General features: G+C 59.6%; 18 protein-coding genes. 9 read left to right on the plus strand and 9 right to left on the minus strand.

Annotated elements, in window-relative coordinates; translation table 11 throughout:
* Positions 1-344: 344 nt before the first annotated feature.
* From QZX93_RS10460 to QZX93_RS10500, 9 genes are all read left to right on the plus strand, one after another.
* A complete protein-coding gene (locus QZX93_RS10460; protein ID WP_295389112.1) occupies positions 345-1,805 on the plus strand; it encodes an undecaprenyl-phosphate glucose phosphotransferase in 1,461 nt (486 codons plus the stop codon).
* Between the two features lie 275 nt (positions 1,806-2,080).
* Entirely contained in the window at positions 2,081-2,779 is a 699-nt protein-coding gene (locus QZX93_RS10465) for a polysaccharide biosynthesis/export family protein (RefSeq protein ID WP_295389113.1), read from the plus strand.
* Between the two features lie 84 nt (positions 2,780-2,863).
* On the plus strand, positions 2,864-4,072 hold the full coding sequence (locus QZX93_RS10470) for a cellulase family glycosylhydrolase (RefSeq protein WP_295389114.1): 1,209 nt from the start codon (positions 2,864-2,866) through the stop codon (positions 4,070-4,072).
* A gap of 157 nt (positions 4,073-4,229) precedes the next feature.
* Positions 4,230-5,870: a Wzz/FepE/Etk N-terminal domain-containing protein gene (locus QZX93_RS10475; RefSeq protein ID WP_295389115.1), complete on the plus strand. Its 1,641-nt coding sequence runs from the start codon at positions 4,230-4,232 to the stop codon at positions 5,868-5,870.
* 19 nt (positions 5,871-5,889) lie between these two features.
* Entirely contained in the window at positions 5,890-7,755 is a 1,866-nt protein-coding gene (gene asnB, locus QZX93_RS10480) for an asparagine synthase (glutamine-hydrolyzing) (protein WP_295389116.1), read from the plus strand.
* A gap of 56 nt (positions 7,756-7,811) precedes the next feature.
* Positions 7,812-9,467 carry a sulfatase-like hydrolase/transferase gene (locus QZX93_RS10485; protein WP_295389117.1) on the plus strand — a complete coding sequence of 552 codons (1,656 nt, stop codon included), beginning with the start codon at positions 7,812-7,814 and terminating at the stop codon, positions 9,465-9,467.
* Positions 9,468-10,003: 536 nt separating this feature from the next.
* Positions 10,004-12,073, plus strand: a complete 2,070-nt coding sequence (locus QZX93_RS10490) for an Ig-like domain-containing protein (RefSeq protein ID WP_295394593.1) — start codon at positions 10,004-10,006, stop codon at positions 12,071-12,073.
* Between the two features lie 155 nt (positions 12,074-12,228).
* The gene (locus tag QZX93_RS10495) at positions 12,229-14,130 is read left to right on the plus strand and encodes a LapD/MoxY N-terminal periplasmic domain-containing protein (protein WP_295389119.1); all 1,902 of its coding nucleotides are present in this window, start codon (positions 12,229-12,231) and stop codon (positions 14,128-14,130) included.
* Complete coding sequence (locus tag QZX93_RS10500) at positions 14,075-14,821, plus strand: transglutaminase-like cysteine peptidase (RefSeq protein WP_295389120.1); 747 nt, start codon at positions 14,075-14,077, stop codon at positions 14,819-14,821. Before QZX93_RS10495 ends, QZX93_RS10500 begins: the two co-directional genes overlap by 56 nt.
* Here QZX93_RS10500 and asnB (QZX93_RS10505) read toward each other — a convergent pair.
* From asnB (QZX93_RS10505) to QZX93_RS10545, 9 genes are all read right to left on the minus strand, one after another.
* Complete coding sequence (gene asnB / locus QZX93_RS10505; RefSeq protein WP_295389121.1) at positions 14,811-16,703, minus strand: asparagine synthase (glutamine-hydrolyzing); 1,893 nt, start codon at positions 16,701-16,703, stop codon at positions 14,811-14,813. The genes QZX93_RS10500 and asnB (QZX93_RS10505) overlap by 11 nt on opposite strands.
* Before the next feature lie 2 nt (positions 16,704-16,705).
* On the minus strand, positions 16,706-17,680 hold the full coding sequence (locus QZX93_RS10510; protein WP_295389122.1) for a glycosyltransferase: 975 nt from the start codon (positions 17,678-17,680) through the stop codon (positions 16,706-16,708).
* Positions 17,681-17,958: 278 nt separating this feature from the next.
* A complete protein-coding gene (locus tag QZX93_RS10515; RefSeq protein WP_295389123.1) occupies positions 17,959-19,086 on the minus strand; it encodes a glycosyltransferase in 1,128 nt (375 codons plus the stop codon).
* Complete coding sequence (locus QZX93_RS10520; RefSeq protein ID WP_295389124.1) at positions 19,083-20,393, minus strand: VpsF family polysaccharide biosynthesis protein; 1,311 nt, start codon at positions 20,391-20,393, stop codon at positions 19,083-19,085. The genes QZX93_RS10515 and QZX93_RS10520 overlap by 4 nt, the downstream gene beginning before the upstream one ends.
* Before the next feature lie 90 nt (positions 20,394-20,483).
* Positions 20,484-22,070, minus strand: coding sequence for a methyltransferase domain-containing protein (locus QZX93_RS10525; RefSeq protein WP_295389125.1), 1,587 nt, complete (start codon positions 22,068-22,070; stop codon positions 20,484-20,486).
* On the minus strand, positions 22,040-22,729 hold the full coding sequence (locus tag QZX93_RS10530; RefSeq protein WP_295389126.1) for a fused MFS/spermidine synthase: 690 nt from the start codon (positions 22,727-22,729) through the stop codon (positions 22,040-22,042). Before QZX93_RS10530 ends, QZX93_RS10525 begins: the two co-directional genes overlap by 31 nt.
* 227 nt (positions 22,730-22,956) lie before the next feature.
* A complete protein-coding gene (locus QZX93_RS10535) occupies positions 22,957-24,399 on the minus strand; it encodes a lipopolysaccharide biosynthesis protein (protein WP_295389127.1) in 1,443 nt (480 codons plus the stop codon).
* 92 nt (positions 24,400-24,491) lie between these two features.
* Positions 24,492-25,184 (minus strand): hypothetical protein, encoded by a 693-nt coding sequence (locus QZX93_RS10540; RefSeq protein ID WP_295389128.1) that lies wholly within the window; start codon positions 25,182-25,184, stop codon positions 24,492-24,494.
* Positions 25,184-25,957: a hypothetical protein gene (locus QZX93_RS10545; protein WP_295389129.1), complete on the minus strand. Its 774-nt coding sequence runs from the start codon at positions 25,955-25,957 to the stop codon at positions 25,184-25,186. The genes QZX93_RS10540 and QZX93_RS10545 overlap by 1 nt, the downstream gene beginning before the upstream one ends.
* Positions 25,958-26,013: the final 56 nt, after the last annotated feature.

Raw genomic sequence — 26,013 nt, forward strand, 5'->3', positions numbered from 1 at the left:
ACATGTCGGCTTAATAAAATCAGTTGGTTGCCGATTTTATCGAGCCCCATCGAAGTCGGCGCCGGGCCAACTTCGATCTTAGGGTCAGATTATAACAGATTGCGCTGATTGATTTTTTACGGTTTGCTGCCAGGCACTATCCTACCAAAAGGGGGGGGCGCAGTGGCGCGCTACTGCGACCCCGGGGCCGGAACTGGATGGATCAGTCAACAGATTGACATCCTGGTCGCAATGTGGTGGGATTCCCCCCCCCGCCCCCGCCCGCGGTCGGGCCGTTGTTGGTTTTCCCTGACCCAGCGCAATCGGATGGGGATTGGGACCACCTCAGAATGAGCCTTAGCCCCATGCTACCGTCCTCCTTATCCGGGTTCCCGCTGACCGCCAGCCGCGCCTCAAGAAGCAGCCGCCTGGTGGTCCTCACCGGTAAGCTGATCGACTCGGGGCTGATTGCACTCTGTCTAGCCGTCACGATCGGCGCCTGGTCGCGACCCTGGTCCGACATCCACACGATTATTTTGCTCGTCGCCATCGTTGCCTTCACGAGTTTCGCCGGGATCCTGGGTCTCTACCACCCGTGGCATGGTGAGGAGGTGGTCCGCAGGTACGCACGGGTCTGGATTGCGTGGGCCGCCGCGGTATTCGTGTTGTTCGCGGCGGTGAACCTGTCCAATACGAACTTGGGATTGTCTCACGTCACCCCGGTGCTGTGGCTATTGGCGACGCCACTGGCCCTGTGTGGCTGGCGATTCATCGCTGTCATGCTCTTCGTGCGCCTGGTTAAGCATCCGGAATATCAACGGAAAGTGGTGGTCTGGGGGCGCGGTGAAACCGCCGATCGACTCGTCAAGACCATTCGTGAGTCCCCTCACCTGGGTCTATTTTTGGTCGATCACGTGGTCACCAGTGAGCGCGATAGCGATCGGCGCGGTGGCGACCACTCAGCGAGTTTTTCCGGTGACTGCCACGAAGGCGAGCAAGATGCCCTATTCGAAGATCTGGTGCGCCGTGCCAGACAGGGCGATTTCAATATTCTGTATATCGCACGCCAAGGCTTTTCAAGTCAACGGCTCGCCGACTTCATCGAGGGTCTGGCCGACACCGCCGTTTCGGTCTATCTGGCCCCCGATTTCTCGACGATCGACCTGTTTCAAGGACATTGGTCGGCGCTTGAAGGTATACCGCTGATCAGTGTCTTCGAGACGCCGTTCCTGGGTGTCGACGGCCACTTGAAACGCCTGGAAGACATCATCTTGTCTATTCTGTTTATTGCCGTTGCCGGCGGCCCCATGTTGCTGATTGCCCTCCTGATAAAAATCACATCGCGCGGCCCGGTTTTCTTCAGACAATGTCGTTATGGTATCGGCGGCACGCCAATCGCGGTGCTCAAATTCCGCACCATGACCGTCTGTGAAAATGGTGACAGCTATATCCCGGCAACGCGCAATGACCCGCGCGTCACCAGACTCGGCGGGTTGCTGCGCAAGACCTCGTTGGACGAGTTGCCCCAATTCTTCAATGTACTGCGCGGGGAGATGTCGATTGTTGGCCCCCGACCGCACCCCGTTGCCCAAAACGAATTTTATCGTACACGAGTCAGGGGGTATATGCTGCGACACAAGGTCAAACCCGGAATAACCGGATGGGCTCAGATCAACGGCTGGCGGGGCGAGACCGACGAACTTTACAAAATGGAGAAACGCGTGGAGTACGATTTTTGGTATATTCGCAATTGGTCGCTCGCACTGGACATCAAGATCATTTTGTTAACCGCACTCGGCGGATTTACGGGAAAAAACGCGTACTGATGTTTTCTGCTAGACTCGTCAAAGGTCGGTTTCCCGCTGCTGGACGCTGGTTGGGGTACCGCACTTGCTGCCGCCGGTTGTTGCGGGGCAGCGGCGGATTTTGGTCGAACCCCACTGAGGTCCGACCAGCGACCACGATACGCCACCCCGCCTCGAAAGGCAGAAAGTCGACACCGGAGGTTATTATCGGTCGCCGGTCCGAGGACAGGTCGATACGGTCATCTTCGTTACGTGTAGCCGGTCGCATGAGACTTTTGTCCTCGTTATTTTTGTCGGTGTCCCTGTTGCTCGGAGCCTGTACCGGCACGATTCGTCCCACGGAGCGGCATCCTCAGGGATTCCTGCCGTGGACCGACGACGCCGCCGTCTATCGGTTCATGCCCGGCGACGAACTGGACGTAAAACTGGTCTACAATCCGGAGTTTAGCGATCGCGTTATCGTGGCTCCCGATGGCACGATCGAGCTGACGCTCATCGGTTCCGCCCGTGCCCTCGACCGTTCGGTCCCAGAGTTGGCGAACGAGTTGCAGGAACGCTATGCCCGCGAACTGCGTCGCCCGGAGTTGAGCGTTATACCCCGACAGTTCGGGTCGGAACTGGTCTATGTGGGTGGGGAAGTCCAACGTCCAGGCGTCTTCAAACTTGTACACCGGATGGGTGTGCTGGAAGGCATCATCGAAGCGGGGGGATTTCTCGACACCGCCCGGACCGATCAAGTGGTGCTGATTCGGCGCACCAGCGACAACCGACCGATGCTGAAGGTCGTCAACGTCCGCGACATCATTGAGGGCAGGGTCCGCACTGACGACAATGACATACCGCTGCACCGCTTCGACGTCGTTTTTGTGCCGAAATCCTCGGTCGCCGAAGTCGATGTCTGGATCGATCAATACATTACGCGCATTTTGCCGTTCTCGCGAAGCTTCAACTACAGCGTCAACCGGGCTTCTGTTCAAGGGGGATTCCCGTTCTGAGTCCTGGTTTGACATTCACCGTACCGCGGGCCGGCTGGCTCGACTGTCGACCTGGCTACCCCAAGATACCGGAGATCAACTGCAATGACTCACCTTGGAAACTTGCTGTCTGGGCTGGCACTGACCGTCGCCATTGGGTTGGGACTGTCGTCGCTGCCGGTCGTCGCGGGAAAGAACTCCGCCAAGACCTCCGCCGCAGCGAAGGCGGCTGCGGCGGCCCCGGCAGTACTTAAGCGGGGGGTCAATCTCAGTCACTGGCAGCAATATTGGGGCCGCCAGCCGGTGGTAGCGGCCGACATGGCCACGATCAAAAAGGCCGGTTTCGATCATGTGCGTCTTCCGTTCGATCCGCAGAAGATGGGGTGGAATCCGGACTCCCCCACGCCGACGATCTATTGGGCCGCACTGGATCAGGCGGTGAGTATTGCGCAGCAGGCGGGGTTGGCTATCATTCTCGATTTTCATCCCGAAATGGCGCTCAGCCAGCGTATCGAAACCGAGGCCGCAGTGCATGCCGCGTATGTGGACTTCTGGCAGCAAATGGCCACGCACTTCGCCGCCAGTCCGGTATCCGTGGTGGTGTTTGAACTGTTCAACGAACCGTCATATTGGGACCCAACCGGCCCCGCACGCTTGGCGGCACTGGAAAAGCAGGCACTGGATCGAATCCGCCAGGCGACACCCTCCCGCTTGGTACTGATCGCCCCCAGCCGAGGCGGATTTCTGGCTGGGCTCCTGCTGATAACCCCGGTCAAAGACGCCAATGTGCGCTATGTCTTCCATTACTACGATCCCAAACTCTTTACTTACCTGCATGCCCCTTGGGAGCCCTTTCTTTCCGGTCCCCACGGGATGATCGCCAATTTGGTATATCCCGCCGCGAATGCGCTCAGTCAGGTGCAGTTGTTGCCGAATGCGGACCCGGCGATCGCCATGGCGGCCGTTAACCAGTATGTCGCCGAGAATTGGGGGGCGACGCGGATCGCGCAGGACATCGCCCAGGCCCAAGCGTGGGCCACGCAAAATGGCGCGCGCCTGATGTGTACCGAGTTTGGCACATTGCGCGTCGGTCCGGACGTCGTATCGCGGCAAAACTGGCTTAAGGATACCCGTTCGGTATTGGAAGGCATGGGTATAGGCTGGAGTATCTGGGATTATGCCGATATGTTCGGCATTGCTGTCTCCACCAACGGGATGGTCACCCCGGCCAGCGATCCCGCGATCGTACCCCGTGACCCCCTCAATCCTCAGCGCGTGTTTGACAGGAACCTTTTAAGAGCCTTGGGGCTATAAGTGGCAGCGATGACTCATTGCCCCGGCGGCAATAAGCGCCGGGGACAACTGACGATGTCAGTTGCGACCATCCACCGCGCCGGCAGTCAGTTGACGGCGATCAAGGCGGGGCCCCGCCATACGACCTATCCACCTGAGCCACGCCCCTGTGACAGCGATGAGTTCAGCCAACTCAAATGAAACGGCTTGGGACCGCCCGCGGACAGGTATGCGCCCGGTAGCGAGACCGTTCGCCCCAATGATGGCCTCAGGCTATGGCCTGCGCGACCTGCTTAACACCGTTTTTCGCGAAAAGCTGCTGATATTCTCGGTTTTCCTGCTGACGTTTTCCCTGGGCGCCGTTATGGCCCTGAAGCTGAAGCCGATTTATACCGCCGAGGCCCGTATGCTGGTCCTGCCCAGCCGCGAATACACCCTTAATCCCGCGGTCGGTGAATTCTCCAGCGCCTTTGGGCTGGGCGAGGAACGTATGGTCCGCTCCGAGACCGAAATTCTCAAGAACTCGACCCTGGTCGATGATGTGATCACGGAACTGGGTATCGCGCGGCTGTATCCGGCCATGGACAAGACATCGGTATTCGGGTCATGGATCACATCCGTTAAGACCAAGGCCCTTTCTTGGTGGCCCGCCGCGCCGGCCGCGCCCGACGCCGCCCTGACCGCCAAACGCAAGCGTCTGGATACCGCAGCGGCGCGCTTCAACAGTAAGTTGGACATCTCCGTAGTCAAAGACTCCAGCGTCATAGTCGTCACCTTCTCCCACCCGCAGGCGGATGTGGCCGTTGCCGCACTCAGCAGCTTGATCCAGCGTTATCTGGATTTACGCACCCGTGTGCTGCTCCTGCCGCGCTCCAAGATGTTCATCGAGCAACGCGATGGGTTCGCGCGGCGTCTGGCCCAGGCAGAGGCGGACATTCAGGCCTTTAACCTGAAGCACAGCGTCAGTGAATTTGCGGATCAACGCGCGTTGTTGGTGCGTCAGCACGCCGAGATCAACAGCAATCGACTCGATGCCGAGACCCGTTTGCGTGAGACCGAAGGCCGGCTTGTGGCCTTACGTGAGCAACGCGCGACGCTGCCAAAGCAGACCCCGCTCTATTCCGATATTCTGGCTCAGGATGCTACTGCCAATACCCGTGCGATTCTGGCGTCGCTGGAAGCGCGGCGCAATGAACTACTGACTAAGTTCACTCCCACTAGTCAGTTCATCACCGACATCAACGAGCAGATAGGTAAGTTGCGGGCGTCGGTCGGTAAGGCCGCGCCAATGAAACTGGACAACCGCCGGTCGGGAACCAATCCGGTATATGAAGAAATTAATACCGATTGGCTCCGCCAGGAAAGTGCGGCGGCCGCGCTACGTGCCAGGCGTGCCTCATTGGAAGAACAGTTTGTCGCACTGAGTGCGGACCTGGTGACCTTCGATCGGTTGGAAAAAGAGTTCAACACCCTGAGTTTGAACCGCGAACTCATGGAAAAGAACCTGCGAATCTATGCCCAAAAGGTTGAGGAGTCGTTGTTGCAGGAAGAGTTCGATCGACAGAAGACGGCGAATGTCCGGATCATTGAGCAACCGGCGACCGGACGACCGCGCAGCATAAAATCGGCGGTGTTGCTCTTCTCTTTCATCGGTGCCGCGATGGTCGCCATACTCCTTGCCTTCTTCAAAGATTTTTCCCGACAGGTGTTTGTTTCACCGGAGGACGCTGAGCGGACCCTGGGTATGCCGGTACTGGTGGCGATTGCCCTTGATAACCGCTTGACCAGGTCTGTCGGAAAATCGAAGGAGCGAAAATGAAGAGGAGCGATAGCAGCCGATGTGCGGCCTAGCGGGTTGGGTTGGGCCGGTCTCGCCGGCGCCTTGGGAGGCACGTTTACATACCATGATTGCCAGTCTGGGGCATCGCGGCCCGGATGGTATGGGGTTTGCTGTCGCACCGGCCCGAGACGGTTCGGCGTTGGCCGCACTTGGTCATCGCCGACTGGCGATTATCGATCTGACGGGGGGGGGGCAGCCGATGCGGTCCGCGACCGGTACGGTCGTGGTCTTCAACGGTGAAATTTACAATTTCCGTGAGCTGCGGGCGGAACTCACCGCGGCTGGACATCGGTTTGTCAGTCACAGCGATACCGAGGTTCTGCTGCACGGTTGGCGGGCCTGGGGCAGGGGTATGCCCGAACGGTTGCGCGGCATGTTTGCCTTTGCCCTCTGGGACCCGCTGCTCGGGCAGTTGTTCATCGCACGTGACCGTTTCGGCAAGAAGCCGCTATTCCTCATGGCTTACCAGCAAGGCTTGGCGTTCGCTTCGGAAATCAAGGCGCTGTTGACCTTGCCGGAGGCGGCATCGACACTGGATCAGGCGGCGCTGGGCGCCTATTTTACCTATGGGTTTACGCCGGGCCCGGCAACCCTGTTTGAGGGCATTCGCAAACTCCAGGCCGGTTGCGCACTCCTGTGGGAACGGGGCCGGCCGCTACAGGAATGGCGCTGGTATCTTCCCCCGGATGGGCTACCATTCCCGGAGCAGGCGCTACCGGCCGATCCGGTTGCGGCCTTCCTCCGGGAATTCCAAACGGCCGTCGGCCTGCGTCTGATCAGCGACGTACCACTGGGTGCATTTCTATCCGGCGGCCTCGATTCATCCGCCATTGTGGCAGTGATGACGAAGATCTACGGAGGCGCCGTACAGTCATTTTCGATGGGTTTTGAGGACCAGGGATACAGTGAGTTGCCCTATGCGGACGAGGTCGCCGCTCATCTGGGGTGTGAGCACCACCGCTGCATCATCCACCCGGAAGACCTGGTCAACCTATTGCCGGAGGCCACCCGGTTTCGGGATGCCCCGGTGTCGGATCCCGCCGATTTGCCACTGTTGGCGTTGAGCCGAATGGCCGCGACCTCGGTCAAGGTCGTCCTGAGCGGGGAGGGTTCCGACGAGGTGCTGGCAGGCTATCCCAAGTATCTTTTTGAACGCTTCGCCCCGCTGTATCAGAGACTGGTGCCGGCCCCGTTCCGCCGGGGACTGGTTGAACCTTTGACCCGCTGTTTACCCTATCGCTTTCGCCGGGCCAAGACGCTGGTCGCCAGCCTGGGAACGGCCGATCCCGCTGAACGGATGGCGCGTTGGTTCGGCTCGCTATCACACGCCGATCGGGATCGCCTGATTGGCGCGCGCAATGTACCCATGGCGATGACCCCGTGCGCCGCGCGCAGTCCATTGCGTGCCATTTTGTGTTTCGATCAGAGCGTGTGGTTGCCGGATAACCTGCTGGAGCGCGGCGACCGGATGACAATGGCCGCTGGGCTGGAGGCGCGCAATCCGTTCCTCGACCATCGTCTCGTGGCATTTGCTGCGGCGCTGCCGGAGCGTTACCGGATTCGTGGCCTGACCACCAAATGGATATTGAGACAGGCGGTTAAACCGTTGTTGCCGGAACGAATTCTTAGGCGGCCCAAGGTGGGATTCCGTCTGCCGCTGAATGAATGGTTCCGGCGCGATATGCGGGACTTCGTACTGGATCATCTGGATGCACCCGATACACGCCTGCGCGCCTGTTGCGCGAACGATGAATTGCAGCGGATCGTCGGCGAACATCTGGACGGGCGCCAGAATCACGAAAAACTCTTATGGATGCTATTGTCGCTTGAAGTTTTTCTGCGTACCTATGGCCTGAGTCCCTGACGGCCAGATTACCCCGCGTTAGGCCAGCGGGCGGACAATTTCGGGAGTGCTCGATAGTGAAGTCAGTCATGGCGATACACGCTAATCTACGAACCAACAAGCAATACTTCATCGCATTGTTCTGTATCATAATTTTCGTCATTTACGATAGCGGTAATTTTTACAGAAATACCCTGTCGCTCATGCATACAAATAGCTCCTTAATCATTCGCTATCTTAAGGTCGCGGCTTTGTTCCCGATCGCTGCCATCAGCTATTATTCAGTGGTGTGCTGCCTGTTCTCGCGCTCCCGGGTAATGGTGATGCTGGGGGCGTCGTTGGTCGTCGGCGGCATACTCAATGCGTTTGCGTTCGCGATGACGGGCAGTTTTCTGGATGCTATGATGCTCGGGGTGGCACTACAGGAGCGTTTCTTTGCCTCGCATTTCATCGCCGCCAACTGGAAGATGATCAGCTATGTCACAATCTATTCGGTCGTGATTTTTGCGGTGCTGGCGGTCGTCAGAAGACGGCTTTCCATCGCTTGCTCCGGGCGGCTGGCAGGCACTCTAGTGATCGTCGCCATGATGGCAAATATTTTTATAGCGAACTACACTGGGGGCCGGCGCTCGGCCTTCTTTTCATACAACGCGATCATCGCATCGGCCCAGGCCTTGACGGCCACCAAGGTGCCCTTTGGCCCGCGTGCCAAGGTCGCTGATATTCCCTGCCCACAATGCCCTGACCTGTTGGTCTACATCATCGATGAGAGTGTCAACTACGAGGCCTTGGCGGCCATGCAGTCGATGATTCTTCAGGACGCGGTACTCAAGAAAAAGCTGGGGGTACCCACGTATGTCTTCCGGAGTTATGCCGCCGGCAATCATTCGGCGGTTTCCAACTATGTGCTGCGCCTCGGCGTCGGCAAGAGTGCATACCCGGACAAAACCTATGCAACACTGCGACTGCCAAATATCTTTGGCTACGCCAAGTCCTCGCATTACACAACTATTTTCTATGACGCACAGGAGGAAAGCAAGCGCTTGGTAAATTATATGTCCCAATACGATCTTGTCGATATCGATCGGTTTATGGTGTCGGACGCATCATCGGATCTGTACGATCGCGATCTGTTGGCGCTTGACCGACTGCAAGGCTTTATCGACCAAGCCAGGCCGGATCGCCGGATCGCCGTCGTCCTGGTGAAGAATGGCGTTCATTTTCCATATGTCAACTCCGTTCCGCCGTGGTTGATGGATGGGTTGCCGGCCGGTTGCCGGTCGCCTGACACGTCGTTCTCGGCCCAAGCGCTATTTTGTAAAAAGGCGCAGTATGAGACCGCGCTTAAATTTTCGGTCGATCGGTTTATGGATAAGCTTTTCTCGGTATTGTCCGGTAAGAATTTCGCGCTCGTTTATACCTCGGATCATGGTCAGAATCTATCATCCAAGTATTCGCTGCCGCACGGTTCTACAGAGAATACATCGGAATGCGAGATCTCAGTACCCATTCTAGTTGCCGGTAAGATCTTTGGCGATACGATGCCACCGACCGGGATCCGGTCTCATTTTCAGATTCCTCCGACCCTGTTACGTATACTGGGTCGCGCCTCTCCCGACCCGGTTCGCGACAGCACGCTCTGGGAGCCATGGCGGGGCGGCTCCGAGTTTCTTTTTGAACCTTTTGACCGGCCGGGTGAATGGCGTCACCCGGTTGCGGCCTGTGCTTACTGAGGCCCGGTGGGACGGACCAATGATGAAGATAAGCGGCGATCGTCAGCTATGCGTGCTCGCCCTGATCGGATCATCGCTGGTCATGGCCGGTGGGCGTGAGGACGGGGCCTGCGAGTTCGGCAATCAATGGCTCGTTGCGCGTGGCTACGGCGGCCGCTGTGGCAGTTACCCGCTCGCGATTACAACCGGTCGAGACGCCAAACACTTCGCTGTCCCCTTGCCCCAGCGTGGCAATGCGGGCTATCTATGTCAGTTCAACGTCGATTGCCTGCCCGGTCTCGCGTGCTATAAGGCGAATTTTGGGGCCGTGGAAGGTCGGTGCGCCAGGCCGGAGCCTGCCGACGATCCGTCGGGCCGATGACGCCGGGGGGCCAGCGGTGCGGGCGTGCCGTCATACCTTGCGTGAGGGCGACGCGACTCGTACTCTTGCAAAGTAACGACCACGCATCAATGTCTTGCGCCGAGCATCCTGGGATAGGCCCGCCAAACTGTTGCGTCGATCGCCGATATTTTTTCACCGCGCCAGGCGAATCACTATGAAAACCAAGATCTTTGAGAAATTGTTGACGGCTGGGGCAGGGGCGATCACGGGTTTGGCAGCGGCCGGTTGCGCATTTGCAGATGCTGGCGCACTGGAGCCGCTGGGGCCTTGGCGGTGGCTATTTGTCCTGCCGGACACGCTGGCGGGCGTCCTGCTGGTGGTCCTATTTTCCGGGCTTGCCTGGCTCGGGTTGGCGCTTTACCGACGCCGCACCGGAAGGGGTCAAGGCGCAGGCCACTACGCGGCGCTCGCCGGCGGGTTGCTCGGCCTCGTGGTGGCCGTGTTTGCCGCAGGGCCGTGGAAGGCCTATCTATCCGACTACATCGCCGGCCTGCCGCCCACGGCGGTTGGGACCCCTGCGCCTTGGTCACCGCAGTTGCTTGAGTCGGCGGACCGGGGCGATGTGACGGGTGCATCCCGCGAGCCCGAGAAGGCGATCGCGGGACGTGCTCGTCATGCGAAGGTCAATGTGGCCGCCTTGGGTGCAGCGCGCCTCAACCTGAACTTGTTTGACGACACGCAACTGACTGCCGTACGCGACCGGGTGGACCTGCATCTGGCGGGCGGCATGGCCTGGGTCGGTCACATCGAGGGCGTGCCCAACAGTGAGGTCGTGCTGGCTGCCAAGGGGGCTGTCATCATGGGTACGGTGGACCTGGTGGATCGGTTCTTTGAGATCGCCTATCTTTCCGGGAACACCCATGCGGTGCGCGAACTTGCTCCCAACAGTACTCCCATGCAATTTGAACCGGGGAATATTGGCCTAGCCGTTAAGCCCGCGACGACCGCCGGCAGCACCGGGCAGGTGGTCGACCTGATGATGCTCTATACGCCGATGGCGCGTGTCAATGCCGGCGGGTTTACCGGCGTGGAAACCAGGATTATGAACGCAGTGACCCGGGCCAACCAGGCGTTTCTGAACAGTCAGGTTGCTATTCATTTGAATCTGGTGTACATGGGTGAGGTCAATTACACTGAAGCGGGCGACATGGCGGTTGCTTTAAAAGAGCTCCAGGGGACGGCCGATGGGTATATGGACGAGGTCCATATGTTGCGTAACCTCTACGCCGCCGATCTGGTGACGCTGGTCGATGCCGACAGCAATTATTGCGGTATCGCCAATACCCTGCCGGCACTGAGTGCCGCTTACGACGCCGCGGTGGCCTTTGCGGTCGTGCATGACGATTCTGTGTATAACTGCCTGGGTAGCAACAATACACTTGCCCATGCCGTGGGACACGCGCTGGGTAATTCGCACAACCCCGAAAGCCGCGGGTCCAGCGGTATTTTCACCGACTCCCAGGGCTATGGCATCTGCGGTGCATTCCGTGATGTGATGTCTGAGCGTTGCACCACGGAGCCGCGGATCCCCTATTTCTCCAACCCCAACGTGTTCTACAACGGACAACCCACCGGTGTCTTTGGCACGAATGATACCGCCCGGTCAATGACGTTGGCCGCACCCACTGTGGCCGACTTTCGCACCTCCTCGAGCGTCACTAGCGTACCGGCCTCCCCCGACACGCTGACCGCCGTCGCTGGCACTGCCGATTCCATCCTTTTGGATTGGACGGACAACGACGACGACGAAACGGGTTATACGCTGCAACGCTCAGTCGATGCCTCGCACTGGCTGGAAGTCGCCGCCCTGGGCCCGAATGCGGTGAATTTTGTCGACACCGGGCTGCGCTTTGGCCAGACCTATTACTATCGCGTCTATGCCTACAACAGTATCGGTTACTCGGCCTTTTCTAATGAGGCCGTGGCCACCCCGAGCACCGCGCAAGCGGATACCACTGCGCCGGTGGTCATTTTTGCCAATCCCTTATCAGGTGCCGGCGTCAGTGGGATGGTCAAGGTCAGTGTGAGCGCCAGCGATGACACGGGGGTGAGCGGACTCAAACTCTATATCGACAGCCGCTTGGTCGGTGCCACCAGCAGCGGGGCTCTGACTTACAACTGGAACACCAACAGCGCGACTGCCGGGAGCCATGAGATAGCGGTCCAGGCCATTGACAGCGCTGGGAATATTGGGCGCGCTATCCAGTCGGTGACGACCCGATAGCTCGCCGCTGGCGGGACGAGCTCACTGACAGTTTGCGCCCAACCTTTCACGGTTCCGGCCAACCGCTCCGGGCGGCAGCACTGCGGGCGGTTGGGGTTCGGTTTGTTCCGGATGCAGATCGAGGCCGTTGGGACCTTGCGGGGCACGCTATTCAGATGTCTTTTTACAAACAGTTGTTGATTTTGACCTCACTGTTGTTCTTGCTGACTTTTGTTGGCAATTTCGCGGTCAGTGTTAATGGCATGCGTGAGTATTTTCAGCTCGAATCGAAGATTCATGCCCAGGATACGGCGACATCGCTGGGTCTATCGTTGAGCCCCCATCTCGCCGACCCGCACGATCCGATCCTGGAAACCATGATAAGAGCCATCTATGACATGGGCTATTATCAAGAAATCAAGCTTGTCGACGTCGATGGACGAACGCTGGTGCGATTCAATGACGGCCGGGTGTTCACTCAAGTCCCACAATGGTTTATCAACTGGCTGCCGATCGAGACGGCGACCGCCACCAGCGAAATCAGTGCGGGCTGGAGTATTGCGGGAATCGTCTCGGTCAGCATCAATCCCGGCTACGCCTATCTCAAGCTCTATCAACAGATACAAGCCGCATTTTATTATTCGCTAATGGCCTTGATGCTGTCCCTGCTGCTGTTGGCTGTGGTCCTTCGGCTGACCTTAAAGCCGTTGCAGATTATTGATCGATTGGCAAAGCAAATTGCAGTGGGTCGTTTCTCACGCATTGACAGGCTGCCGTGGACCACTGAGGTCCGCAATGTCGCGGTTTCTATGAACCTCATGTCCGACAAGATCGCGGGAGTCATCACCGGCCTAAACCAGAAATTGGCGGCTGTCGGTCAGCGCTTATTGCACGATCAAGTCACTGGCCTGTATTGTAAGAGCAGTTTTGAAGCGGACCTGGAACGTCTCGTTCATTCCGGCGGGCAGGGGTATATATGTTCGCTCAAGATCAACGATTTTGCCGAAGTGGCGAGAAACCGGGGTGACGCCGCGACGGATCGGTTCTTGAAGGAGTTCGCGGACATCCTCAGTGAATCCGCGACGCAAGAAGACCCGTCTTCCAAGGCCTACCGTTTTTACGGTTCGGAATTCGCACTGCTCCTGGAGGGGCTGCGGGCAGACACGGTAGAATCCTTTGCGCGCCACTTGCAGGAAAAGCTGACGTGGCTGGGTGAACAATCCCACAAGCCCGACCTGGTGCATATCGGGATAGCACCGTTTAATCCCCACGGCACGACCGAGGGCATAGTTGCTGCCGCGAACGATGCCTGCGAGCAGGCCAGCTTGATCGGTGTCAACAGTTATGTTATCTGCCGCGAAAATGAACCGGGTAAGACCGCCGAAGAATGGCGAGAACTGGTGTTCAGTATCGTCGACACGGCTGGCTATTGCGTGTCATATATGGGCCAGGTGAAGGACTTCAGCGGCGATCGGATCATCATGGAAGAAGCCTTTACCCAGGCGTTTGACGAGGCGGGAAACCCTATTCCGATAGGTCTGTTTGTTTCCATGGCCGAAAAGTTCGAAAAAATCGTCGATCTCGACACCGGCGTGACCCGCCAGGTGATGGCCCGGCTGCGCGCGGGCGCAGTGCCACATGGCATCGCCATCAATCTTTCCATGGCGACGTTGAAAAGCGGCGGATTCAGGGTATGGCTGATTGATTTGCTGCGCCAGAATGCCGCTCTGGCCGGGCATTTGGTGTTTAGCGTCACCGCCTATAGCGCAGCAAAAAATATCGTGTTATTTCGGGATTTCACCGATTTCGTGCATCGCTACGGGGCCCGTGTATTACTGAAACGCTACGATACGCAGTGTATTTCTGTCGAGACCCTGAAGTCGCTCAAGCCTGACTATGTCCGCATTGCCAGGGATTTAACCCTTGGCATCTGCAACGACAGCGGTAAAAGGCTATGGGTCGAAACAATGAAAGAAGTCGGTGAACTGCTGGAAATTGGGATCCTCGCCGAAAATGTGCAGGGTGAAAGCGATTTTTCCGCGGTTAAGAACATTGGTCTGGCAGGCGCGAGCCGCTAATTCCTGGCGCGTGATCGCCTCCGCTAGAATTTATCTCCTGGGTCTCCGCAAGCGATTGGCGACGTTACTGGCATTACTGCCCCTTACACTCACCGCGTATGCCGCACTGGAGATCGCCCCCGACGCGATCGCCACTATCGAACGGGAATACGGTGCGCCCGCGGTACGCAGAATCGAGCGTTGGCAACGGATGATGGAGTTTGCCAGCGACTTCAAGGAGGACGAGAAGCTTAAGATGGTCAATGATTTCTTTAACAGCGTAAAATTTGTGGAGGATAGCAAGAACTGGGGCGTCGACGATTATTGGGCCACGCCGATCGAGTTTCTGGCCAAGAATGGCGGCGATTGCGAGGATTTTTCAATTGCAAAGTATTTCACGCTGATCGCTATTGGTGTGCCGGAAGCACGGCTACGCATGACCTATGTCACTGCGGTGGGTGTTAACCGATCGCACATGGTGTTGACCTATTTCAGCTCGCCCCGGGCCATGCCGCTGGTCCTGGATAATCTGAATCCACGTATCCTGCCTGCTTCCGAACGGGAGGATTTAGTTCCGGTGTATAGTTTCAACGGTAGCGGGCTGTGGCTCGCGAAGTCCATCGGCAGCGGTAGAGAAATCGCAGGCTCGAACCGGCTCGGCGCCTGGCGGGGCCTTCAGGCGAGAATGCACAGCATGCTGTTTAGCGAGTGAGTTTGGTGGGCCACCAGTAGGCCAACATGAGGAGGGTAAAAATGATTCGCGAATGATCGGCGATACGCGTGCGGTGTTCTCGCAACAGGGTGTACAGGGCGCCGCGGGCGAATAGCCCCGCATCCTCGATCCCCGATCCCTGCCAAATCTCAAGGGCATGCTCGCCAAGCGGCCCCTGGAGCCAATGGGCGATCGGCACCGCGAAACCCTGTTTGGGCCGATCCAGAATGTTGGGTGGCAGCCAATCCGCAATGGCACGTCGCAAAATAAACTTTCCCGTGTTACCGCGCAACTTGAGCGATGTGGGTACGGTCGCCGCCCAATCGACGAACCGGTGCGACAGCAGGGGCACGCGTACTTCGAGCGAGTGGGCCATGCTGGCGCGGTCGACCTTGGTGAGCATATCATCAGGAAGCCAGACGGTCGTGTCCGCATAGAGCATCGCCAATAATGGGTCGGTGGGCAGGTGCTCGCCGAACAGTTCGGCGGCCCAGCGGCGATAGCCGGGGAGGGCCGGGGAGGGCAGCCGGTCTCCCCAGAGCCGCAGCAATACCGCGGATGAGGTGCGATACTGCTTGGCGAGATCGCGCTCGGCGACACTGGTCAAGGCGGAGTCGTGGGCCAGTTTAAGCACATGTTGCCAGCGGGGGCCGGCGATACCGAATGCATGGTGCGGCAGGTGCGACAGGGAAGTGAGGACTAATTGCGCGCCTGGCAGGCGTTTCAGTGAGTTGAGGAGCCGCTCCGAGCGATAGCGTCGATAACCGGCAAAGAGTTCGTCGCCGCCGTCACCCGACAATGCAACGGTCACGTCCTCGCGCGCCAGGCGCGAGACCAGCCAGGTGGGAATGGCAGACTCATCGGCAAAGGGTTCATCGTAAACCGTGGCCAATTGGGCCAGCATGGGTGCCATGTCCTCCGGTCGCAAGGTAACGACGCGGTGGATGCAGCCAAGGTGCCGCGCAACCTCAGCGGCGATCAGTGATTCGTCGAAGCGTGGATGCGCGAAGCCGATCGTAAAGGTACGAACGGGCTGGCTACTGAGGCGGCTCATGGCGGCGACGACCGCCGAGCTATCGACGCCACCGGATAAGAATGCGCCGATCGGCACGTCCGCGATTAGGTGGCGTTCGACCGTGTCCAGCAAGCGGGTCCGACAAGCGTCGATCCACCCGGCATCGCCTAGCGTTCCGACCTCTTGGGGAGCCAAACTCAGGCGCCAGAATTGCCGAATCGCGGGTGCGCCGGTGGCACCGATCCGCAATTGTGTGCCCGGCGGCAGCTTGTAGATATTGCGGTAGATGGAGCGCGGCGCCAGGATGACCCCGAGCGTGACGAATTGCTCGATAGCCTGCTGATCCGGGCTGAAATCCAGTTCAGGGACCGGACCCAGCGCCTTGAGTTCGGAGCCAAAGGCCAGGGCCGTCCCCTGTCGCGTCCAATACAGTGGTTTGATTCCCAGCGGGTCGCGCGCCAAGAATAGTTCGCGCTCCTGACTGTCCCACACGGCGATGGCAAACATACCTTCCAGTTTTGGCCAGAGGGCATCCCGCCAGGCGGCAAAGCCTTCGAGCACCACCTCGGTGTCACAGTGACTGTGGAAGCGGTGGCCAAGGCGCTGCAACTCCTGGCGCAATTGCCGAAAGTTGTAAATCTCCCCGTTGCAGATGACGCTATAGCGGCCGGTTGCCGTGCGCATCGGCTGGTGACCGCCGGCGATATCGACCACGGCCAGCCTCCGCATCCCAAACCCGAAGTCGCGATCGGTTAACACCCCTTCATCATCCGGTCCGCGGTGCCGAAGGGTGTCGCACATGGCCTGAATGATCCCGGGCGCGACAGCGCGCCCGTCGCGACGATACCAACCGGCGATACCGCACACGGTCAAGCGGCCCCGGACGCGATAAAGCGAGCGATGGCCCGCCGGTAAACAACCAGGATACGCCGGGCGATTGCGTCCAAGCTGAGTTGCTGCACGTAATCCCGACCGTTGGAGCGGTTCCCGGCATCGAGTATGGCGGCCGTCGCGGCAACAAAGGCGTCCAGGTCGGTCGGCGGGACGGCGCAGGAGCGGACCCCCATCAGACGTTCGGCGCAGTCGCCGACATTGGTCGCCACGATCGGCAGATTCATGGCCATCGCCTCTTTCACTACATTCGGCGAGCCTTCCTGGGAGCTGCAACTGAGCATGACATCGGCGGCGGCCATCGCCAATACGATGTCACTCTGGGGTCGGCCGTAGAGGGACTCCAAGCGGATCGTCCGGCCGCCGGACAGCAGACGCTCATGCACCGCCTTGGCCAAGGAAAAATTCTTGCGTGGTTCGCGGCGATCGGCCGGAAACAGCAAAATGGCCTCGTCCTGGGGCCAGCCCAGGGCGGCGCGTGCCTGCTGGCGCGGCAATGGCTGAAACAGTTCGAGATCGATGCCGTTGGGAATCACCGCAACGTCCGCATAGCCAGGACCCAATGCCCGCGCCATTTCATCACTCTTGACGATAACGGCCTGCGACCTGCGGGCCGCGTACTTACTCAGACGCGCCAGGGCCAGGCTATAGCGCGAAGAGCGACCCGCTTCATCCGGCTGCCCGAGCAGGTCGCTACCGCAGAACGACAGCACGCTGGGCAGATGCCGAATGCCGATGGCGGCCAGCGCGGTATAACCGAAGTGAATATGCAGGAGATCGTATGGCCGGGCGCGGGCGCGCCCTGGAAGCATGGCGAGCGCCCACAGGTAGTTGAGTTTTGAGCCATCCCCGGGGATTTGGACGACCTCGCTCGCGACCCCATGACGACTGAGCGATTCGATCTGAGAGCGGATGAAGACTCCGTAGTTCGGACGTTCTTTTCGCGGATACATATTGGTGATATGCAGGACGCGAAGTGGGGGCGAGTCCGGGTCTGCTGGCGGTTGAGGACAAGCGATCTCACGTAGCCCCAGCAGGTGCCGGAAAATCTTAGAATGCCCAAGATGTTCGGTTTGGCGTCGAGTGAGAGGGGGCTTCCTGGCGACCATGAATAGGATTACCGTGTTGTTGACAGGCGCAAGGCGTGTTACGAGCACTAAGTCGGCATTATGCCAAAATCAGAAACCTAAGTATTGAAAGTTCTTGGGTTGGCGGGAACGGCCTCATTTCCTCATGGAAATGGCTCGCAATCGTTGCGTTCCAGCGAATCAAAACACGCCCCGGCATATTGATCGAGGATTCGATCAAGGGCGAAGTCCTCGGCGCGTTGGCGCAGCAAATCCTGGTCGGGCGGTGGCCCCTTAAGTACATCCAGGATAGCCCGGGCCATCGCCTGGACATCATCCATGGGGACCAGCCGACCGTAACGTCGGTCGGGGAGGATTTCCGCTGGGCCACAGACGCAATCGGTCGATACCACCGGTGTGCCCGCCGCCAGGGCTTCCACCAACACGTTGCCAAATCCTTCCACACGGGAAGAAACCGCCAATACCGCGGCCCCGCGCAAGAAGGCCGCCGGGTTGGTAACGAAGCCGGGCAGGGCGACCGCGCTGCCCAGATCAAGCGCGGCAATGAGCCGTTCAAGACGCGGTCGCTCTTCGCCTTCGCCCAGGATGATCAGCCGGACCTTCTGCTGTCGCCGTACCGCAGCACAGGCGCGTATCAGCAATGCAAAATTTTTCTGTACACACAGACGTCCAATGCCGAGAATGACGGGGACCCCGATCCCTGCCAGCCAGGGATGATCGGGGGTCTCGCACAATTGCCGGCGCAGCGCCGGGGTCACAATGGGGTTATAGATCGTGCGGATCCGCTCCGGCGCCACGCCAAGGCAATGCAAATCGTCCTCGACCCCGTGCGATACGGCGATCACGCGATCCGCATGATTATAAAATAGCCCTACCAGCCAGGGCGTCAGTCGGCGTTTAAGGCTTGTCTCATGCTTGGCCCCCTCCGACACATGAGAGTGCTCCGTAATCAGGATGCGAGTCGGGACGCGCGCCAATCGAGCGGCGAGGATCGCGATGACGTTCGCATCGTTCAATGCCGAGAGCATCGCCCGCGGCCGCGCCCGGCGCAGATAGCGCACGAGCCCCGGTATGCTGCGGATGAGACGGGACGCGGCGAGGTCGATCACGTTCAGCCGTGCAGACAAGCCGCTGAGATAGGGACCCTGGCGTTTAGCCAACACGAGATCGACCGCGTACCCGCGTTCCGCGAAACCCTCCGCGAGGTTGATCATCACCCGTTCCGCACCGCCGCCGGCGAGATCGGTTAGAAAGATGGCCAGGTCAGTCATGGTCGAAGCGTTTTCCGCAGTTTGGCCTCGGCGGCCCCCCCGATCAGCACCGCTACCAGAATCGCCAGACCCTGGTTCTTCGTCGCCAAAGAGTTATTGGCGGATGCCAGGAGCAAGAATATCACTGCCGCCCATTTTAGCGCCGGCGGTCCCCTCCTGGTCAGACCGATGATCATCCCGAACAAGGCGATCGTCAACGGGATGAATCCGGCCAGTCCGACCTGCATGAACAACAACACCCAGAAATTTTCCCAGCCGGCCACGGTGGTGGAGCTGATGAGGCGCTCCAGCACCCCACTGATGCGGTCCGGTCCCATGCCCCATAACCAGTCTTCCACCCCAAGATAGTTGAAGGCCTGGAATACCAATATCCGCGAGTGGGCACTGTTGTCCCAAGACAAATTCTGGAATATTCGGTGGCCAAAATCAAAACCAACGACCAAGGTCACCATGCCGGCCCCGATCATCAGGAATGCCGAGAAAAACGCGAAGATCAGACGCGGATCGATAGACCGGGCTGCGAGCTCTTTAACAAAGTAATAACCGCCCAAGCCCCCCAAGATCAGTAAACTCAGTCCCAACGGGAGGCGCTCGCCGAATCCCAATATGCCGAGCACCAGCAGCGGGATCAGCCACATCAATACGCCGCGCGGCAGGATCACGCAAGCGATCAGCGTGGTGGCCGTAGTCAGGCTGTTCTTGAGCGGATGTCCGCCCAGCGCAGTGGCGCGGAAGAAGTCATCGTCGAGGTTGGGCACAGAGGGAATCAGATTGATTTTAGTCGCCGCTTCGCCAATGCTCAACAGGGCGTTGAGCGCCAGCACCACCACCACCATCCGGAAGGCGCGCCGCCGTAACTCCAATGGGGCTTGCAGTAGCAGCGTGGCCAGCAGTGGCGGCATGAGCAGGGTGTCAATATAGAAGGCGCTGCCCGATGGCCCAAAACGTATCAGGCTATAGATCGCCACGCTCAGCACCACCCCCCCAAACAGCAGCGGGGCGGGGGCCACGGCGAACAACCGCGGCCAGTGTTGGCGAGGATCGCCCTGCAATAACAACAAGACGAATCCCAAGGCGATAAGGTAGGTTCCGGGATGTAATTTGATCAGGAACGAACCGCCCGGGATATTGTAAGGGATGCCGACAAGAACCAGCAGATCGTCGGAGATCAGCAGATAAAGCAGGAGTCCCAGCCAGGCCAAATAAAACGGCAGGCGATCGTCGCCTTGGCGCTGTTGGGCACGGTGCCCGGCAAGGTTGGGATAGGCAATCTGGAACGCGGAGCGCGCCCCATTTGTTGCTGTCACCGTATTGACTCCTCAAGGGATTGCTGGATATCGTTCAGGCCCGCCACACCGACCGCGGCGACTCGCCCCGTCGGAATGCTGTGGTGGCCGCTAGCGGTGGATGAAGGTCCGCACTTGCGCCACGGCTTCATAAAAGCGGGGAAGCAGCTTTCGCAAATTGCCGTGCGCATACTCGACCAGCAAGTTCTGATCGGTAATGACGCCGGGCGCTGGCGTCAACCCGGCGTACTGTTGGTCACGCGGCATAAAGGGGCTGTCGATCATGCTTCTGACGAGTCCATCGCCGTGGAATGCGGACTCCTCAAACACCGGCTTGTCGTTCAAGCGCAATTCCCGAAACGCTTGCTCGGCGCCAGCCGGCGGTCGCGCAAAGTCGACTTTACTCGCGTAGATGAAATTGGCTCGGCGCTCCACGAACGGAAAGACTTGCCGCGCAGTTTCCAAGACGTCGCTGGAGTAGGTACTGTTGATTGCAAGGATGCCACCCGGCTTGAGATGGGCCGCCACCAGTTGCATGAACTCACGCGACAGCAGGTTGGTGGCATAGGCGCGCCAGAAGAAGGAGGTGTTCATGACGATCAGGTCGAAGGTGTCGTCGCGATGACGGCGCAGCCAACGCCGACCGTCGTCGGCGACGATCTCGACCCGTGGATCGGACAGCAGTCCAGCCACTTGCGGATAGCCCCTGATGACTTGCAAATAGCCGGGGTTGATTTCTACTGCCACTAACTCCTTGATACGCGGGGACGCACTGAGGATACGCGCCCAGGCCCCGGTGCTTAAGCCAATCACCAGCACCCGGTGCGGCTGCGGATGTACCGCCAGCAACACCAGCGGGCGCTCAAGTCCGTTGATGTTCTCCTGCATATCGACGGCCACCCGGCCGTCGTAGACGTTGCCGCCGAACACCCAATCAGGTTCGCCATCCGGCGCCGTCGCGGTATAGATGATGCCATGCCGGTTCTGGACGACGTGTTCGATCCGGCTGCCCGGCGGGAAGTCCTCCTTTTGCGTCGCAATGGCGATGGTCGGGACGACGCTTGGGGCCATCGACCAAACCAGGATCGCAAGCGGCAGAACGCCGGCCGCACTGGCCAAGCCCAGGGTAAGCGTGCGCCCACGCGCGGCGCACAGCAGGGATAAGGCGCCGGTGCCAAGGCCAATCAACCATAAACACCGTTCAAAGGTCAGGTAATCGAGCAGGATGTAACCCGTGACGATCGGTCCGAGGGTCGAGCCGATGATATTAAAGAAATAGACCCGGGAGACCGAGCGCCCGATGCGCGCCCCTGACGGTTGAGCGCCGAGGTGATGCGCAATCGGAAACATAATGCTCTTCAGGAGGGCCGTGAGCGTAACCAACAGCATGATGCCAACGAACCCCACTGGCCGGAGGATCTGTACCAGGACCGGTAGCAGCAGGACCACACTCAGGTCGACCATGGCGGCAACCGCCAACACCATCGCGGAGGTGCGCAGCAGGTCAGTGTGGCGCTCGCAGAAGCGCTTGCCGATGGCGGCACCGGCGGCAATCCCGACCAGGAAACAGAACAGCACGAGCGCGAACGACTGGGGCAGCCCCTTGGAAATGAATGTAACCACCCTGACCCACAGAATTTCCTGACTCAGGCTCAGAAAGCCGATGATCAGCGAGAGCAGGCACGCGAAATTTGCCATTGGCGTTTTACCCAGAACAGAGTGATGATACTGACGAGAATATTAAGGACGGCGGCCATACGAATCGCGGTGTCGATTTCGAAGAAAAGAAACCAGGGGAAGCCCACCACCGCGATACCCATGGCGGCACCGAAGGTGTTGACCTGATAGAGCATGCCGATCGACTTACCGACATTGCCCCAGCGGCGCGTCACATGCGCAACCAGTATCGGCAGCGTGGCGCCCATGAGGCAGGTTGGCAGCAAGAGCAGCAGAAAATTGGCGATCGCGATCTGCCATTGGGGTGCGGCCACGAAGAGCGCGCCGGTCATTCTGATAAGGTCGGGGCTGAACCAACCGAAGAGGCCGATCCCGAGTTCGGAGAGGGCGAAAAAAAGTAATGCCAGTTGCGGTCGGCGATCCGCGATGGTGCCTCCGACCAAGGCCCCAAGGCCCAGGCCGAACATGAATACCGAAACGATGATTGTGACCGAATCGATATCCACTCCGAAGGCCGCGAACAACAAACGCTGCCAACATACTTGGTAGATCAGTGCGGCCGCACCAGAGACGAAGAACAATGGCGCCAATCGTCTTGCCAACAGGTCTCCGTCATTCGCCAGAATGGCGAAGTCGGTATTCGCAGACCGGGCCTCGGTGGCGACGCTTGCGGTAGTCATTGTGCTGCACTCCTCGCGACAAAATAGTGATCCGGCGTACGCGGTCCCGACCTCCAGTCGCGACGTGGCGCCGCGACCGCAACTCCTGCCACCGGTCCTCGCGCTGGGTGATTCGTACTGGGGCCTTGGAGCGGTTGACACCGGAGTGTAGACCATTGTTTGACTCCCGTACAGCGCGGTTGCTGGCCGCGACGCTGCCGGTCGGCATCACCGGTCCGTCGCCTCCATCAGCCGTCCCGCCGCCAGCGCGCCATGAGCCATGAGCGGCTATCGGCGACGTTCAAGGCCAGGGCACTGATGCCATAGGCGACGATACCCAGCAGGATCGACAGCATCAATCCGCCCAGTGTCGTCGGCAACCCCGCGGCCGTGATGAGTGCCACCAGGACGCCGCACGCCAGCACCGCGCGGATGAAATGTGAGCCAAGCAATGGTACGGGCAAGAACCGCCGGGCCAGAAAGCACTGAAACGCGAATCCCAGGGCGTAGGCGATGATGCTGGCGGCGACCGCACCATCCAGCCCATACGCGGGAATCAGTAACAGGTTAAGGGCCGTATAGAGGATCGCTACGAGCAGGTTGCTGAGCAGCAGCAGGCGGGTATTTTCAGTGATCAGGAAGGCGTGCGCGGTGTAGTGAACCGTGGCGCCGGAGAGCAGACTGGCGAGTGCGATCCAGGGGATCAGGTGCGCGGTTTGCTCACGGAATTCCACGCCCACCACCACCGCGGCCAGCGGTGCGGCCACGGCGGCTAGGCCGGCCGTGCATGGCAGCATAAGCAGGATCAGGGTCTTGGCCGTATTTTCCATGACCGCGTGCGCTGCCGCAGTGCCCTCGCGCTCCATAGCGACGTAGGCCAGGGGTAAGGCCGCCATCGCCACCCAAACGAACAGGATAGTCAATGGCCGGTCGACCAAGGTATAAGCGACCGAGTATAGCCCGACGGCCTTTTCACCGATCAGCCAGGCAATGAAAAAGCGGTCTGAGTTGGCGATAATCTGGCTCAGGAGTCCCGCTGCGGCCAGGGGCATCCCATAACGCGCCAAGCGCTGCATTTCATCGTTTGACCAGGCGTTGAGGCGAATGAACGAACGCTGGCCGGGTGCGTCCAACAGCAGGACGAGCACGCTGGCCAGGGCGATGCCCCAGAGGGCAGCGGCCGCACCGCCGCCGGTCCCCAATACCAATAGCGCCCCCAGTCCCAAGCCAAGCACCGACTGCGTTCCCTCTAACAGGCTATAGCGTGCGACATGACGGGCGGCGCGGTGCGCCTCCACCCCGACCAGTAGGAGTGAGCGGGCGATCAGGCTGACCAGTCCGGCAACGACGAGCCAACGCCAGGGGCCACGCAGAAAGAGTGCCACCAGTCCCGCGGTCACGGCCACTAAGGCGCTCAGACAGAGCCCGGCGCCATAGGCGGTTGTCAGCAGCGCCGGCAACCGATCAGGCGCACGTCGCGCCTCGTAAAATCGCGCAACGCCGCCGTGCAGCCAGGCAAACAGTAAGCTTTGCAGCCATTGCATGGCGATTAACGCCAGGGCATAACGTCCATATTGCTCCGGCACCAGCAACCGGGTATAAACCACCACCAACCCCAGCGACGTGAACGCCTGAATCAGGTTGAGCGGCAAATAACCGGCAAGATAAGTCTTGAACTTGCCATGCAGCATGGATCACTGTCTTGGTTGGTTGGTGAAAGAGTCCGGCCGCCGCCTGGGTTCGGCCCCCCCGGCGCCAGCCTGGATGCGCCCGCGACTCGCAATTAATCGATTTTAGAATCGTGGAGATTATACAAGCCGACACCGACCCGCAGCTCGCCGTCCAGCGTCCTGATGATCAATTCCAGTGGGGTGTGGCGGGTGGCAATTAAGCCATCGTCTGCGATATACAAATCGATGACCCCATGTTGTGGTGGATTGAATCCGGCAATGCTGCCGGTCGCGGAATTGATCTGGTGTCCCCCGTAGAAGACCTGTAACAATGGGTAGCGGCTATTTGCCAGGGTATCCCAACGCCGATAAGGATAGCCCTTGGTTTGCAGGATCAGATCCTTGATATAATAGCCGCCACCGCGGCGCAGGTAAAATCCCAGATTGGGCGCATTCAGACGGAACCAGGTATCGGGCCGACCGTCACCGGCCACCGTGCGGGTCGGCGAGGCCAGATCGCGGCTCGGTTCCCGTCCCATCAGATAGCTATAGGGTGGGGGGGGATCTTCGGTATAATCACCGCCGAAAAACTCATACGAGATCGCCCGGGGATCGGGGTCCATGCCGGGTTGGGGAGTGGCCGCCCAGCCGAGCGGGGCCTCCCGGTCATAAACCGGCAGGTTCGGGTCGGGATTCGCCAGTCCAACCCCCACCTGGCGGGCCGCCGACGCCGTCGTACTGGCCAGCCCCAGGATCATCGCGCAGGCCCAGTCTTTGACCTTGAGTCGGTGTGGTCTGGCGTTCATCACAGGCGATCCAGCAAGCGGTAGATGCGCTTGGGAATATAAAAGCGGCGCTGATTCAACACCAGGCCGGCCAGCGGTGCGCCTTGGGCGATCAGACGATCGCGCAGACCCTCGACGACTGGCGCACGGGTGGATTCCGCCCGCACCACCAGGACGACCGCATCCATGGCACCACTGAGCACAATGCCATCGAATGACTGGCTGGACGGTGGGGAGTCAACGACAATCATCATGAAGTGGCCGCGCAGCGCGGTCCAGATGTCCGGTCGGTTCAGGATCGAGGGTGTCCGGTCGGGCATGGCGCCCAGGACGGACGCGGTGCGCCCAAGAACCAGCCCGAGTTCCGGTAGACCGTGAAATGTCAGTGGGGAAAGGGCAGAGGGGGGGCCCGAGACGCCCACGAGCGGAGTCAGGTCGATATCCAGCGTCAGGCGCACTGCGAAATCGGTCGTCGCGCCCTGCTGCTTGAGGATTCGTTGGAAATGCGCAAAGTGGCTGTCGCACCCCCAGTCGAAATCCAGTAGCAACACGGGACCGTCGACGTGTTGGGCGGCGGTCAAAGCAAAGTCGCGGGCGATGGTGGAAACCCCTTCGCCGGGCTGGGCGCCGATAAACTGCACCGCCAACCCTTGGCCGGCGACAAAGGCCGGATTCATGAGGCTGAACAGACGACCAACATCCGTGGCGAGGGACATGAACCGCTGCGGATTCAAGAACGCAACGCCGATGGACGGAGGCGAGGCGACCGACGCGCTCTCAACAATGCTACTCATGGGCGAGATTCACCTTGATGTTAACCAGTACGATCATATCGTGTTGGTCGGTCGGG

This window comes from uncultured Thiodictyon sp. (assembly GCF_903946935.1).
Classification (GTDB): domain Bacteria; phylum Pseudomonadota; class Gammaproteobacteria; order Chromatiales; family Chromatiaceae; genus Thiodictyon.

Coding starts and splice junctions, on each gene's coding strand:
- QZX93_RS10460 (WP_295389112.1), top strand. CDS start 345: ATGCTACCGTCCTCCTTATCCGGGTTCCCGCTGACCGCCAGCCGCGCC.
- QZX93_RS10470 (WP_295389114.1), top strand. CDS start 2,864: ATGACTCACCTTGGAAACTTGCTGTCTGGGCTGGCACTGACCGTCGCC.
- QZX93_RS10475 (WP_295389115.1), top strand. CDS start 4,230: ATGAGTTCAGCCAACTCAAATGAAACGGCTTGGGACCGCCCGCGGACA.
- asnB (WP_295389116.1), top strand. CDS start 5,890: ATGTGCGGCCTAGCGGGTTGGGTTGGGCCGGTCTCGCCGGCGCCTTGG.
- QZX93_RS10490 (WP_295394593.1), top strand. CDS start 10,004: ATGAAAACCAAGATCTTTGAGAAATTGTTGACGGCTGGGGCAGGGGCG.
- QZX93_RS10495 (WP_295389119.1), top strand. CDS start 12,229: ATGTCTTTTTACAAACAGTTGTTGATTTTGACCTCACTGTTGTTCTTG.
- QZX93_RS10510 (WP_295389122.1), bottom strand. CDS start 17,680: ATGTATCCGCGAAAAGAACGTCCGAACTACGGAGTCTTCATCCGCTCT.
- QZX93_RS10515 (WP_295389123.1), bottom strand. CDS start 19,086: ATGACTGACCTGGCCATCTTTCTAACCGATCTCGCCGGCGGCGGTGCG.
- QZX93_RS10525 (WP_295389125.1), bottom strand. CDS start 22,070: ATGGCAAATTTCGCGTGCCTGCTCTCGCTGATCATCGGCTTTCTGAGC.
- QZX93_RS10530 (WP_295389126.1), bottom strand. CDS start 22,729: ATGACTACCGCAAGCGTCGCCACCGAGGCCCGGTCTGCGAATACCGAC.
- QZX93_RS10535 (WP_295389127.1), bottom strand. CDS start 24,399: ATGCTGCATGGCAAGTTCAAGACTTATCTTGCCGGTTATTTGCCGCTC.
- QZX93_RS10540 (WP_295389128.1), bottom strand. CDS start 25,184: ATGAACGCCAGACCACACCGACTCAAGGTCAAAGACTGGGCCTGCGCG.
- QZX93_RS10545 (WP_295389129.1), bottom strand. CDS start 25,957: ATGAGTAGCATTGTTGAGAGCGCGTCGGTCGCCTCGCCTCCGTCCATC.